This is a genomic window from Burkholderia sp. FW306-1C-G01B (assembly GCF_058781685.1).
Genome location: NZ_JBYSWZ010000003.1, coordinates 153,192 through 165,676, shown reverse-complemented (window position 1 = coordinate 165,676; position 12,485 = coordinate 153,192). Strand labels below are relative to the sequence as shown.

The window sequence follows — 12,485 nt, the reverse complement described above, 5'->3', positions numbered from 1 at the left end:
CGCGGCGGCTCAGTGCGTGTAGGGCCGTTCGGTGCGCACGGCCGGATTGAGCCGCACGCCGAAGCCGGGCGTATCCGGCACCTTCATCCGCCCGCCCGTCGGCACCGGTTCGTCGAGCAGCAGCGGATCGAACATCGGCACGACGCGATCCGCCTGCGGCGCCATCATCAGGAATTCCGCGAACGGGCTGTTGTGCCGCGTCGTCACGAAGTGATAGCTGTAGACCGACGAGCCGTGCGGCACCACCAGCACGCCGTGCGCGTCGGCGAGCGCCGAAATGCGGACGAGTTCGGTCAGGCCGCCGCACCAGCCGACATCAGGCTGGATGATGTCGCAGCAGCCCATCTCGAGCAGCATCCGGAAGCCCCAGCGGGTCGCCTCGTGCTCGCCCGTCGTCACGAGCAGATCGGGCGGCGCCGCGCGGCGCAACTGCGCGTAGCCCCAGTAGTCGTCGGGCGGCAGGCACTCCTCGATCCACTTGAGCCCGTAAGCGCGCGCCTCGTGCGCGAGCCGGGTGGCGTAGCGCACGTCGAGGCTCATCCAGCAGTCGAGCATCAGCCAGAAATCCGCGCCGACGCGATCGCGCATCGTCGCCAGCGCGTCGAGGTTGCGGCGCAGGCCCTCGTCGCCCTCCGCCGGGCCATGATGCAGCGGCAGCTTGCCGCCGATGAACCCCATTTCCTTCGCGAGATCCGGCCGCGCCCCCGTCGCATAGAACTGCAGTTCGTCGCGCACCTTGCCGCCGAGCAACTGGTGCACCGGCTCGCCGCGCACCTTGCCGAGCAGGTCCCACAACGCGAGATCGACGCCGGAGATCGCGTTCAGCACCACGCCCTTGCGCCCGTAATAGAGCGTCGCGTAGAACATCTGATCCCACATCTTCTCGATGTCGGTCACGCGCTGCCCTTCGATGAAGCGCGCCAGATGGCGCTCGACGACGAACGCGCCGATCTCGCCGCCCGTCGTCACCGCGAAACCGACCGTGCCGTCGCTCGCCTCGATCTCGATCACGAGCGTGCCGAGCACGTTGATGCCGAACGACTGCCGGCTCTGCCGGTATTCGGGGTAACGCGCCATCGGCGTCGCGATGTGATCGTCGATCCAGTGGTCCGCGCCCTGGTCGTGGTAGTCGGCGCCGCCGCCGCGTACCGTCAGCGCGCGGATGTGTCGTATCGTGGGCATGCTCATCGGGACGTTCCTCGATCGGAAAGAAGAAAAATGCGCGCGTGTCAGCGCGCCCAGCGCAGCACGAGCGCGTCGAGCCGCCGCGCGATCTCGACGAGGCCCGCGCGCGTCTCCGGGTGCAGCGGCATCAGCGGGCGCCGTGGCGCGTCCGACGCGATCACGCCGCCCTCCTTCATCAGCGCCTTGCAGGCGAGCAGCCCGGCCTGCCGGTTTTCATAGTTGATGAGCGGCAGCCACTTCTCGTAGCCGGCCACCGCCTCGTCGCGCCGGCCCGCGCGATAAGCGGCCAGAATCGGCTGCAGCCCGTCCGGGTAGCCGCCGCCGAGGATGCTGCCGGTTGCGCCCGCGTCGAGATCGGCGAGCAGCGTGATCGCCTCCTCGCCGTCCCACGGCCCCTCGATCGCGTCGCCGCCGAGCGCGATCAGCTCGCGCAGCTTCGCCGCCGACTGCGGCACCTCGATCTTGAAATAACGCAGGTTCGGAATCGTGCGCGCGAGCCGCGCGAGGAACGCCGCCGATACCTGCGTGCCGCTCATCGGCGCGTCCTGATACATGATCGGAATGTCGATCGCATCGGAGACCTCCGAGAAGAACGCGCCGATCGCCGCCTCGCCGCAGCGAATCGTCGCGCCGTGATACGGCGGCATGATCATCACCATCGCCGCGCCGGCCGCCTGTGCGGCCCGGCTGCGTGCCGCGCAGATCACCGGATTGAAATGGGTCGTCGTCACGATCACGGGCACCCGGCCCGCGACGCGCTCGAGGATCATCCCGGTGAGCCGTTCGCGCTCGTCGTCGGACAGCGAGAACTGCTCCGAGTAGTTCGCGAGGATGCACAGCCCGTCCGCGCCCGCGTCGATGATGAAGTCGACGCAACGCATCTGCCCTTCCAGATCCAGTTCGCCCGATTCGGTGAAAATGGTCGGCGCGACGGAAAACGCGCCCGTATAGCGGCGAGCTGCCTGCGTGTCGTGAATCATCTTGTCGGCCTCATTTCATTTAGGATTGCAAAAATGATGGAATACGATTCCGCACATCGTCACGAGTCGGTCAGACCCGGCCGTACCGGCCGCGCAGCCCGTCCGTCACGCCGCACAGAATCGCGTGCAGCTTGGTTCGCTTGTCGCGCGCATGCAGCAGGATGAACGCGACGTGCTTCAGCGTGATCAGGTTGATCAGCAGCATGGCCGGATAGCGGCGCCAGTAGTCGCGTGCGACCAGGATGCAGTTGCGGGCGGCGTAGTAATGGCGCAGCGCGCTCTGATCGAAGATCTCGACGCGCGGCCAGTGCTGCCGGGCCGACGGACTGCCGAGCTCGTGCGGCAGCGACACGTCCGCATTCACGCACACCGGCACGCCGTTCGCCTGCGCGCGCATGCAGTACTCGGCGTCGACATGATCGATGAAGAAATCCTCGCGAAACCGGCCGAGCGCGCGATACGCGTCGAGCGAGATCGCGGTGCCGGACGAGATGATCACCGAGCACGGCAGCAAGCCGCGCGCGCCGTCGCCGATCGGCGTGATCCGCGCAGACCAGCGGCGCACGGTGAAGAGCGGCAGGTTGCGCCGGAAGTTGCGGTTGAAGATGCGCGGCCCGACCAGGAAGCGCGTATCGCCGACCGTCGCGCACCCCGTGAGCATCCGCTCGAAGTAATCGGCGGGCACGGTCGAATCCTGGTCGAAGATGAAGAACACGTCGCAGCCGCGGCGAATGAGAAACTCCACACCGGCGTTGAACGCGCCGGCGATCCCGCCGCGATTGTGGTTCGCGACCACGTCGACGCCGTGCGCGGCGAGCCGCGCGTGCAGCTCGCGATCGACGACGGGCGAGTTGTCGACCGCGACGACGGCCGGACTGTGCGCGGGCAGGCCCAGCAGATGGTCGATCTGCGCCGCGGACGGCTTGTACAGCGTGACCAGCGTGCCATGTTTCATGACGGCACCTCGTAACGAAAGCGTGGCGATGCGCCGCACCGGCAGGCGGGCGGCCCGTCCTCCTTTGCCTTGCGTCTCGTCGGCGCGGTCTCGCCGGGCGCGCGTGCGCCGCGGACCGCCCGTTATTTCGCGTACAGCTTGACGACGCTCGCCGCCACGACGCGCGTGATTTCCTCCATCCGCCAGCGGATGTGCGTGTCGGTCAACGCGACGCATCGTTCGGTGTCCCGCGCGGCGAGCGCGTCGAGGATTTCCAGATGCTCGGTGAAGGCCGCGTCGCGCCGCTGGTCGACGTCGACCCATCGCACGTAGTGAATCCGCGCGTTGATTCCCTGCAGTACGCGCCCGATCTCCGCATTGCCCGACAGCGCGGCAAGCTCCAGGTGAAACAGTTCGTCCTTCACGACGAGCTCCGACGACGGCATCCGCGGCGCGCTCTTCATCACCTGCCGCCAGAAGCGGCGCAGTGTCTTGATGTCGTTGTCGGACGCCCGCTCGCACGCGAGCATCACCGCGGTCGACTCGATCGAACGCCTCAGCTCAAAGAGATCGAACACGTCTTTCCCTTCCAGTTGGCGGATGAAGAATCCGCGATTCGGCACGAAGACCAGCAGGTTCTCTGCGACGAGCCGGTTCAGCGCCTCCCGGATCGGCGTGCGGCTGACGTCAAACCGTTCCGCCAGTTCAAGCTCGTTGACCCGCTCGCCCGGCCGGATCGTATACAGCACGGCCATCTGCTTCAGCTGCTCGTAAATCTCGTTGACCGTGAGGCCCGCGCGCCTGGGCGCCAGCGCCTCGCGGCCGCCAAGCACGGAATTCGCTACCATCTCGCCTCCTCCTTCGTCTGTCGGCGACCGTCATTATCGGCCATGGACCGGCCTGCGGACGCCTCTCTTGCTGCTACCGTCATTGCATCAGCAGGCGTCCGAAGCCCGGCACCGGATCGTCGACGCCGGCGAGCCGCAGCGCATGCCACGCGAGCGCGTGATTGCTCGACAACACAGGCTTGCCGGCGCGCGCCTCGATCTCCGCGAGCGCGTCGACGAGCCGAAGGCTCGTGCACGACACGAACACTGCGTCCACCGCCGGATCGGCGGCCAGCGCGAGCACCGCGCGCTCGATGGATGCGCGGTCGATCCGCGCCACCTCGTTGTCGTCGCGGTGCTCGAACGAGCCCGCCCGCACGACGTCGACGCCGCGCGCGCGCAGGTAGGCCGCCATCGCTTCGTTGATCGAGCGCTCGTACGGCGTGAGGAGCGCGACGCCGCGCGCACCCAGCGCGCCGAGCGCAACCCGCGCCGCGGTGATCGGCGTCGTGCACGCGACGCCCGGCCGCGCCTCGCGGATTCGCTCGAACACGTGCTCCTCGCCGAGCACCATCGACGCGGACGTGCAGCCGAACGCAACCACGTCGAGGCGCTCGCCGGGGCGGATCAGCTCGACGGCCGCCGCGATCCCGCCGTCCATCCGCGCGAGCGTCTCCGCGGTGATGTCGGCGGAGTTCGCGATCCGGCTCTCGTAGAACGCGACGCCGTCGAGCGCGAGCACGCGCCGCCATTCGTATTCGATCGTATGGTCGGTCGCGAGCACGACGAGCCCGATCGCCGCGCGGCGCGCGATGCCCGCATCGAGCGAGAAGCCGAAGCGCGCGTACGAACCGGCGCCGTGCTGCACAGGGGTCGAAAGAAGTTCGCTCACTGGAGTGTCATCCCGGTAATGTCGATGTCGGGCTGCCGGCCGTGGATCAGGTCGGCGACGATCTTCGCGGTACCGCACGACATCGTCCAGCCCATGTGGCCGTGCCCGGTGTTGAGAAACAGGTTGCGATGCCGGGTCGCGCCGATGATCGGCGTGCCTTCCGGCGTCATCGGCCGCAATCCGGCCCAGTACGACGGTTTCGTATAGTCGGCGCCGTTCGGAAACAGCGCCTTCGCGGTCGCCAGCATGTGCGCGAAGTCAGCCGGCGTGTGGGTCGTGTCGTAGCCGCCGAATTCGGCCGTCGCGGTCAGGCGCAGCCGCTCGCCGAACCGCGCCCACGCGACGAGCTGGTTTTCCTCGACGCCGCCGAGCGTCGGCGGCTCGTGGCGCGCGTCGATCGGCAGCGTGACCGAATAGCCTTTCACCGGATAGATCGGCAACCGGTAGCCGAGCCGGCGCGCGACGAACGGCGAGTACGCGCCGAGCGCGAGCACGTAGCGGTCGCCGCTCACGCGGCCCTGCGACGTCTGCACGTAGTCCACCGCACCGGCGTTCGCGCGCATGCCGTCGATCGTCGCGCCGAAGCGGAACTCGACGCCGAGCGCGCGGCAGCGTTCGGCGAGCGCGCGGGTAAACAGATGCGCGTCGCCGCTCTCGTCGGACGGGCAGTAGATCGCGCCCGCGATCTCGCCCGCCGCGCCGGCGAGCGCGGGCTCGCGCTCGATCACCGCGCGCGGGTCGAGCGTCTCGAGCGGCAGGCCGTTGTCGGACAGGATCCGCATGTTCGCGATGCCGCGCTCGAACGACGCGGGATCCCGGTACAGGTACAGCAGCCCGCCGCTGATCCGGTCGTACGCGAGCCCCTCGTCGCGGGTCGCGGACTGGAGCTGCTGCTGCGCGTAGCGGCACAGCCGCACCTTGATCGACGTGTTCCGGCGCGACCGCTCCGCCGTGCAGTTCTGCAGGAACTGCCGGCACCACGCCCACATCCGCCAGTCCGGCGACCACTTGAGGCGCAGCGCCTGCCCGTCCGAGAACAGCGACTTGAGCAGGATCTTCGGCGCGCGCGGCGACGCCCACGTATAGGAATGCCCGGGCGCGATCAGCCCCGCGTTCGCGAAGCTCGTCTCGAGCGCGACGCCGTCGCGCCGGTCGACCACCACCACCTCGTCGCCCGCCTTCGCGAGAAAGTATGCGGTCGTCACACCGACGATGCCGCCTCCGAGCACGACCGTCCTCATCGCTCGCCTCCGCTAGAACGCGGCGATCGCCGCGATTTCAACCGTGTACTCGGGAAACGCGAGCGCCGACTCCACGCACGCACGCGCCGGCGCGTCGCCCTGCGGCACCCATGCGTCCCAGACCTGGTTCATGTCGGCAAAGCTCCGGTGATCGGCAAGCCAGATGTTCGCGGACACGATCCGGCGCTTGTCGAGCCCCGCGCCGTCGAGCAGCCGGTCGATCTTGTCGAGGATCTGGCGGGTCTGGCCGGCGACGTCGAGTGCGGTGTCGTCGGCAACCTGTCCGGCAATGAACGCGAAGCCGCCCGCAACCACGAGCTGGCTCATCCGTTCGCCTGCGCCATATCGCTTGATCTCCATCGCACCGCCTCCGTTTCCGTGTCGAGTGGGTTGAATTCTAAGCATCCATATTCAGAACTGTATACACTTTTTTCAAAAAGATTCGATGCCGCGCCAATCTGGCGCAGATGCCCGACGCTGGTGTTTACCGTCGCTGAGTTTGTGCATTTAACGCTTTAAAACAAGGCATTTTCTTACACACATCGGTGCATTTGACGGACTTCTCCACATCCGTTCAAAAAGTGTTTGCCAACGATTTTTGTTCTGTGATTCTGTCGACACTTCTGTATTTCAAACGCAATTCAACACGCATTCAGGAGAACAAAAATGAAGCTGGGTTGCTGGAGTCTCGGGATCTGCGTCGCGCTCGGCGCGTGGGCGACATTTCCTGCGCGCGCCGACGTCAGCGTCGGCGCCGTGTTGCCGCTGACAGGCGCAAGCGCGTCGATCGGCGAGGACCAGCGGCGCGGGATCGAGCTCGCGGTCGCGAAGATCAACGCGCAAGGCGGCGTGCTCGGGCAGAAGCTGCAGGTGCGGATCGAGGATTCGGGCGGCACGGCGAACACGGCGCTCGACGCCGCGCGCAAGCTGGCGACGGTCGAGCGCGTGCCGCTCGTGCTCGGCGAATTTTCTTCGTCGGTGACGATTCCGGTCGGGCAGTTCCTCGTGCGTCAGGGCGACGTGCACATCAACATCGGTTCGTCGAGCCAGCAGGTCCGCAAGATCGGCGCGGGCTCGTTCAGCGCAATCGGGCTCGACGACCTGTCCGCGCGCTTCGCCGCGCAGGATGTGTACGACCGCAAACTGCGGCGCGTCGCGCTGATCGCGCCGAACAACGGCTACGGCCAGGGCATCGCGGCCGAGTTCAGGAAGCGCTTCGAGGCGCTCGGCGGCACGATCGTGTCGACGGTGCTCTACACCGAGGGCCAGTCGACCTACCGGCGCGAGCTGGAGCAGGCATCGCGCGCGCAGCCCGACGGCTACGTGTACAGCGCGTACGGGCAGGAAGCCGCGACGCTGAACCGGCAGGCGTTCGAGATGCGCCTCAACCAGCGGCCGTGGTACGGGATCTACCTGACGATGTGCACGAGCGACACGCCCGCCCAGATCGCGCAGGGGCAGATCGGCCTGGAGGTCGCGGCGCTCGGCACAAGTGCCGACGCGTACGCGGCCGACTATCGAGCCGCCTACCACGAGGCGCCGCGCTCGGCGTTCGGCAGCTACGCGTACGACGCGACGATGCTGTCCGCCGCCGCGATCAATCGCGCCCAATCGGCCGATCCAGCGAAGGTGCGCGCCGCGCTCGCGGCCAGCCGGCCTTATACGGGCGTGACCGGCACGATCGCCTTCGACGCCGACGGCCAGCGCACGGTGCAGCCGTACGAGAAGGTCGTGTACCGGCAATCCGTCGTCGCGCGCTAGCCACCGGGAGCAACGCGATGCTGCAATTCCTGATCGATGTCCTGATGCGCACGTCCGACCTGCTGCTCGTGTCGGTCGGCCTGTCGACGCTGTATTCGCTGATTCGCTTCCCGAACATCGCGCACGTCCAGTACGCGATGATCGGTGCGTTCGCGACCCTCGGGTTCGAGCGCGCGGGCCTGCCGTTCGCGCTCGCGACCGCCGTATCGTGCGTGCTGGTCGGCCTTGCCGCGACACTGCTGAACCTGTTCGTGTTCACGCGGCTGCTGCGCTCGGGCAGCGCAGTCGCGATGATCGGTTCGCTCGCCGTGTCGCTGCTCGCCGTCGCGCTGATGCTCGGCACCGCCGGCTCGCGGCCGCTGCAGTATGCGCAGGCGGTGCGTCCGCCGCTGATGGTCGGCGGCGTCGCGATGTCGTCAGCGCAGGCGGGCTCGATCGCGTGCGGCGCCGTCGCGCTCGCCGTGTTCGCGCTGCTGCTGTACCGCACCCGCCTCGGCCGCGCGATGCGCGCGCTCGCGTCGAATCGCGCGCTCGCGCTCGCAACGGGCATCGACGCGCAGCGCGTGACCAACGTGATCACGTTCGCAAGCGGTGTGCTCGCGGCGCTCGGCGGCACGATGCTCGGCGCGACCGAAAGCGTGCACGTCAACCTCGGCTACGGGCTGCTGATCCCGGTGTTTTCCGCCGCCATCCTCGGCGGCCTCGGCAATCCGCTCGGCGCGGCGGCCGGCGCGCTCCTGATCGCGTTCGCCGAAACGACCGCGCTCGACGTCGACTTCGGCGGGCTGGTCGGCCGGCCGCTCGCGTTCTTTCCGGTCGAATACGTCGGCGCGGTGTCGTTCGCGATCCTGCTCGTCGTACTCGTGTTCCGGCCATACGGAATCTTCGACAGGGAGGTGCGCCGTGTCTAGTTTCATCGTCCATCTGCTGACCGTCGCGTGCCTGTACGCGACGATGGCGCTCGGCCTGAACCTGCAGGCCGGTTACGCGGGGCTCGTCAATTTCGGCTTCGTCGCGTTCGCGGGGCTCGGCGCCTACGCCGCCGGCATCGCGTCGCAGCTCGGCTGGCCGCTGCCGGCCGCGCTCGCGCTCGCGGCCGGCGCGGCGAGCGTGCTGGCCGTCGCGATCGCGCGGCTCGGCCGCCATCTGTCGGCCGACTACTGGGGCATCGCGACGCTCGCGATCGCCGAGATCCTGCGCACGTTCGCGTTGAACGAAGGCTGGCTGACGGGCGGCGCGCAAGGCATCGGCGGCATCTCGCCGCTCTTTCCCGGGCTGCGCGCGCCGTGGGCCGACCTCGCGTTCCTCGCCGTCGCGGCCGGCGGCCTCGCCGTCGCATACGCCGCATGCCGGCTGCTGACCACCGGCCGCTTCGGCCGCGCGCTGAAGGTGATGCGCGAAGAGCCCGCGCTCGCCGTCTGCTTCGGCTACGACCCGGTTGCGCTGAAGACCCGGGCGAGCGTCGCGGGGGCGCTGCCCGCGGCGTTCGCGGGCGCGCTCCTCACCTGGTACATCAGCTACGTCGGCCCGGACACGATGGTGGCATCCGAAACCTTCGCGCTGTGGACCATCGTCATGGTCGGCGGGCTCGGCAGCCACGCGGGCGTGCTGGCCGGCGCACTCATCGTGCAGGCGGTCTACGCGGTCGCGCCGTTTCTGAAGGACTGGCTCGGCGTCGGCAGCGACCTCGCGGGCGCGGTGCGCCTCGGCCTCGTCGGCCTGATGCTGCTCGCATGCGTGCTGTGGCGCCCGCGCGGCCTTGTGCCGGAACGACTGGAGGTTCATCCATGAGCGCCCTGCTCGACCTTGAAGGCGTCACGATACGCTACGGCGACAACACGGTGCTGTCCGGCCTCACGCTGTCCGTCGGCGACGGCGAGATCGTCGGGCTGCTCGGTCCGAACGGCTCGGGCAAGAGCACGGCGCTCAACGCGATCACGGGCTTCGCTCCCGTCGCGGCCGGCGCGATCCGCTTCGCCGGGCGCCGCATCGACACGCTTGCGCCGCACCGGATCGCGCGGCTCGGCATCCGCCGGACGTTCCAGTTGCCGTCGATGCCCGCGCGCATGTCGGTGCTGGAGCTGGCGATGGCCGCGTCGTCGGCCCGTCACGGCCCTGTCGCCGCGTTGCTGCGCAGTCGTGCGACGCGCGCGCTGGAAGCCGAAACCCGCGCACGCGCTACCGCGCTGCTCGAAGAGCTGAAGCTCGCGCACGTCGCTCAGCTCGGCGCCGCGGCAATTTCTGGCGGCCAGAAGAAACTGCTCGGCATCGCGTGCGCGATGATGACCGAGCCGAAGCTGCTGCTGCTCGACGAACCGACCGCGGGCGTTCACCCCAACCTGCGCGGCGAGCTGGTCGCCGAACTGCGCCGCATCTGCGGACAGGGCGTCACGCTCGTCGTGATCGAGCACGACATGCACTTCATCCGCGAGCTGTGCGACCGCTGCATCGTGCTCGATCGCGGCGCCGCGATCGCCGACTGCCGTCCCGCCGAACTCGAGAGCAACCGGCGCGTGCTCGATGCCTACCTGGGCCGCGCGCATGCGCGCCGTCCGCTGGGGGTGTCATGATCGACGTCCGCGATCTGATCGCCGGCTACACGCCCGACATCGACATCCTGCACGGGGTATCGCTATCCGTCGGGCCGGTCGACATCGTCACGATCCTCGGCCCGAACGGCTGCGGCAAGTCGACGCTCCTCAAGGCCATCGCCGGCTTCGTGCTGCCGCGCGCCGGCGCGGTCACGATGCACGGCCGCGACATCGCACGCGTGCCGGTATACCGCAAGATCCGCGAGTACGACATCGGCTTCGTTCCGCAGACCGACAACGTGTTCGGCGCGCTGACGGTTCGCGAGAACCTGATGCTCGGCGGGAACGCGATGTCCGCGTTCCCGCGCGAAGCGCGGATCGAGGAGCTGTGCGAGCAATACCCGGTGCTGCGGCGCCGCTACCGGTCGCCCGCGGGCGCACTGTCGGGCGGCGAGCGGCAGATCGTGTCGCTCGCACGCGCGCTGATGCCGCGCCCCGTGCTGCTGCTGCTCGACGAGCCGTCGGCCGGCCTGTCGCCGAAGATGGTCGACGAGGTGTTCGACGCGATCGTCAGGATGCGCGACACCGAGCACATCGCAGTGCTGATGGTCGAGCAGAACGCGCTCGAGGCGCTGCGCATCGCCGATCGCGGCGTGGTGCTGACGATGGGCCGCGTTGCGCTGACGGGCACGTCGGCCGAACTGCTCGACAGCGACGAGATGCGGCGTCTCTATCTCGGCGGGCGCGCGGCATGAGCACGAACGCCGCCCCCGCTGCCGGCGCGAGCGGCGCGACCGCCGCCCAGCCCGCGCGCGTGATGATCGCGCTCGCCTGCGGCTTCGTGATGGCGATGCTCGACGTGACCATCGTGAATGTCGCGCTGAAGGCGATGCAGGCGAGTCTCGACATGTCGCTGACGGCACTCGTCTGGGTGGTCGATGCCTATACGCTCAGCTTCGCCGCGCTGCTGCTGTTCGGCGGCGCGCTCGCGAACCGTTACGGGCCGCGTACGATCTATGTCGCCGGGCTCGCGCTGTTCGTCGCCGCGTCGGTGCTGTGCGCGGCCGCGCAGACGAGCGGCATGCTGGTCGCCGCGCGGCTGCTGCAGGGCGTCGGTGCCGCGCTCTTCATGCCGAGCTCGCTCAGCCTGCTCACGCTGGCGTTTCCGGCCGGGCCGCTGCGCACGCGGATGATCGGCATCTGGGGCGCACTGGTATCGGCGGCGATGGCGATCGGGCCGTGCGTCGGCGGCGTGCTCGTCGACGCGATCGGCTGGCGCGGAATCTTCTGGGTCAACCTGCCCGTCGGCCTAGCCGGACTGTGGCTCACGCGCCGCCATGTCGGGCATTCGCCGCGCCATCCCGGCCCGCTGAACACGTTCGGCCATCTGCTCGGCGTGCTCGCGCTCGCGGCGCTCAGCTATACGCTGATCGAGGGGCCGGGCGCCGGCTGGCGCTCGCCCGCCATCGTCGCCGGCGCGGCCGCGACGCTCGCTGCCGGCACCGCATTCGTGTGGCGCGAACGTCGCGCCCGCCACCGGATCCTGTCGCCCGCGCTGCTGCGCAACCCGCGCTTCGTCGCGGGTGGCCTGCTCGGGCTCGCGATCAATTTCGGCATCCTCGCGGAAATCTTCCTGTTGAGCCTTTACCTGCAGCAGACGCGCGGCGCGAGCGCGCTGCGCGCCGGCTTCGAACTGTTTCCGCTGATGGCGATGTTCGGCATCGGCAATCTCGCGTCCGCCCGCGTGAGCGCTCGGCTCGGCCCGCGCGGCACGCTGCTCGCGGGCCTCGCGCTCGCCACGCTCGGCAGCGCCGCGCTGATCGGCATCGAGGCGCTGCCCTACACGGCGCTCGCGATCGCGGTCGGCATCGCGAACTTCGGCGCGGGCCAGGCGATCCCCGCGATGAATCTCGTCGTCATGCAGTCGGCCGGCCCCGCGGATGCGAATCTCGCCGCCGCATCGCTGAACGCGAGCCGGCAGATCGGCTCGCTGGTCGGCGTCGCGATCGCGTCGGTCGTGCTGCACGCGATCGCCGACCCGGACCGCGCGACCGCCGCCGGTTTCGCGGTGATCGCGGCCGTCTACCTGGCCGGCTTCGCGATCGTGTTCCGGCGCATCGACCCGGGCTGACGC

General features: G+C 69.1%; 13 protein-coding genes. 6 read left to right on the top strand and 7 right to left on the bottom strand.

Going from position 1 to position 12,485, the window contains the following annotated elements; all coding sequences use genetic code 11:
• Positions 1–9 precede the first annotated feature (9 nt).
• The 7 genes from rhmD to AC3WLY_RS08090 form a co-directional block, all read right to left on the bottom strand.
• Positions 10–1,188 carry an L-rhamnonate dehydratase gene (gene rhmD, locus AC3WLY_RS08120; protein ID WP_006756437.1) on the bottom strand — a complete coding sequence of 393 codons (1,179 nt, stop codon included), beginning with the start codon at positions 1,186–1,188 and terminating at the stop codon, positions 10–12.
• A 41-nt stretch (positions 1,189–1,229) separates the two neighbouring features.
• Complete coding sequence (locus tag AC3WLY_RS08115) at positions 1,230–2,165, bottom strand: dihydrodipicolinate synthase family protein (RefSeq protein ID WP_425132201.1); 936 nt, start codon at positions 2,163–2,165, stop codon at positions 1,230–1,232.
• Between the two features lie 70 nt (positions 2,166–2,235).
• Positions 2,236–3,120 (bottom strand): glycosyltransferase family 2 protein, encoded by an 885-nt coding sequence (locus AC3WLY_RS08110; protein ID WP_105392800.1) that lies wholly within the window; start codon positions 3,118–3,120, stop codon positions 2,236–2,238.
• Positions 3,121–3,242: 122 nt separating this feature from the next.
• The gene (locus tag AC3WLY_RS08105) at positions 3,243–3,947 is read right to left on the bottom strand and encodes a GntR family transcriptional regulator (protein ID WP_175961840.1); all 705 of its coding nucleotides are present in this window, start codon (positions 3,945–3,947) and stop codon (positions 3,243–3,245) included.
• Positions 3,948–4,026: 79 nt separating this feature from the next.
• Positions 4,027–4,818 carry a maleate cis-trans isomerase family protein gene (locus tag AC3WLY_RS08100; RefSeq protein ID WP_175961841.1) on the bottom strand — a complete coding sequence of 264 codons (792 nt, stop codon included), beginning with the start codon at positions 4,816–4,818 and terminating at the stop codon, positions 4,027–4,029.
• Positions 4,815–6,059 carry a D-amino acid dehydrogenase gene (locus AC3WLY_RS08095; RefSeq protein WP_492310560.1) on the bottom strand — a complete coding sequence of 415 codons (1,245 nt, stop codon included), beginning with the start codon at positions 6,057–6,059 and terminating at the stop codon, positions 4,815–4,817. Before AC3WLY_RS08095 ends, AC3WLY_RS08100 begins: the two co-directional genes overlap by 4 nt.
• Before the next feature lie 12 nt (positions 6,060–6,071).
• Positions 6,072–6,419: a RidA family protein gene (locus AC3WLY_RS08090; RefSeq protein WP_492310561.1), complete on the bottom strand. Its 348-nt coding sequence runs from the start codon at positions 6,417–6,419 to the stop codon at positions 6,072–6,074.
• A 306-nt stretch (positions 6,420–6,725) separates the two neighbouring features.
• On the opposite strand from AC3WLY_RS08090, the gene AC3WLY_RS08085 reads away from it, so the two are divergent.
• Genes AC3WLY_RS08085 through AC3WLY_RS08060 form a run of 6 tightly spaced genes read left to right on the top strand, consistent with a single transcriptional unit; the run spans position 6,726 to position 12,482 of the window.
• Positions 6,726–7,820, top strand: a complete 1,095-nt coding sequence (locus AC3WLY_RS08085; protein WP_492310562.1) for an ABC transporter substrate-binding protein — start codon at positions 6,726–6,728, stop codon at positions 7,818–7,820.
• A 17-nt stretch (positions 7,821–7,837) separates the two neighbouring features.
• Positions 7,838–8,731, top strand: a complete 894-nt coding sequence (locus AC3WLY_RS08080; protein ID WP_034184555.1) for a branched-chain amino acid ABC transporter permease — start codon at positions 7,838–7,840, stop codon at positions 8,729–8,731.
• Entirely contained in the window at positions 8,724–9,611 is an 888-nt protein-coding gene (locus tag AC3WLY_RS08075; RefSeq protein WP_310133608.1) for an ABC transporter permease subunit, read from the top strand. Before AC3WLY_RS08080 ends, AC3WLY_RS08075 begins: the two co-directional genes overlap by 8 nt.
• Positions 9,608–10,390, top strand: coding sequence for an ABC transporter ATP-binding protein (locus AC3WLY_RS08070; protein WP_072437761.1), 783 nt, complete (start codon positions 9,608–9,610; stop codon positions 10,388–10,390). Before AC3WLY_RS08075 ends, AC3WLY_RS08070 begins: the two co-directional genes overlap by 4 nt.
• Positions 10,387–11,106, top strand: a complete 720-nt coding sequence (locus tag AC3WLY_RS08065) for an ABC transporter ATP-binding protein (RefSeq protein WP_492310563.1) — start codon at positions 10,387–10,389, stop codon at positions 11,104–11,106. Before AC3WLY_RS08070 ends, AC3WLY_RS08065 begins: the two co-directional genes overlap by 4 nt.
• Complete coding sequence (locus tag AC3WLY_RS08060) at positions 11,103–12,482, top strand: MFS transporter (RefSeq protein WP_492310564.1); 1,380 nt, start codon at positions 11,103–11,105, stop codon at positions 12,480–12,482. Before AC3WLY_RS08065 ends, AC3WLY_RS08060 begins: the two co-directional genes overlap by 4 nt.
• Positions 12,483–12,485 lie beyond the last annotated feature (3 nt).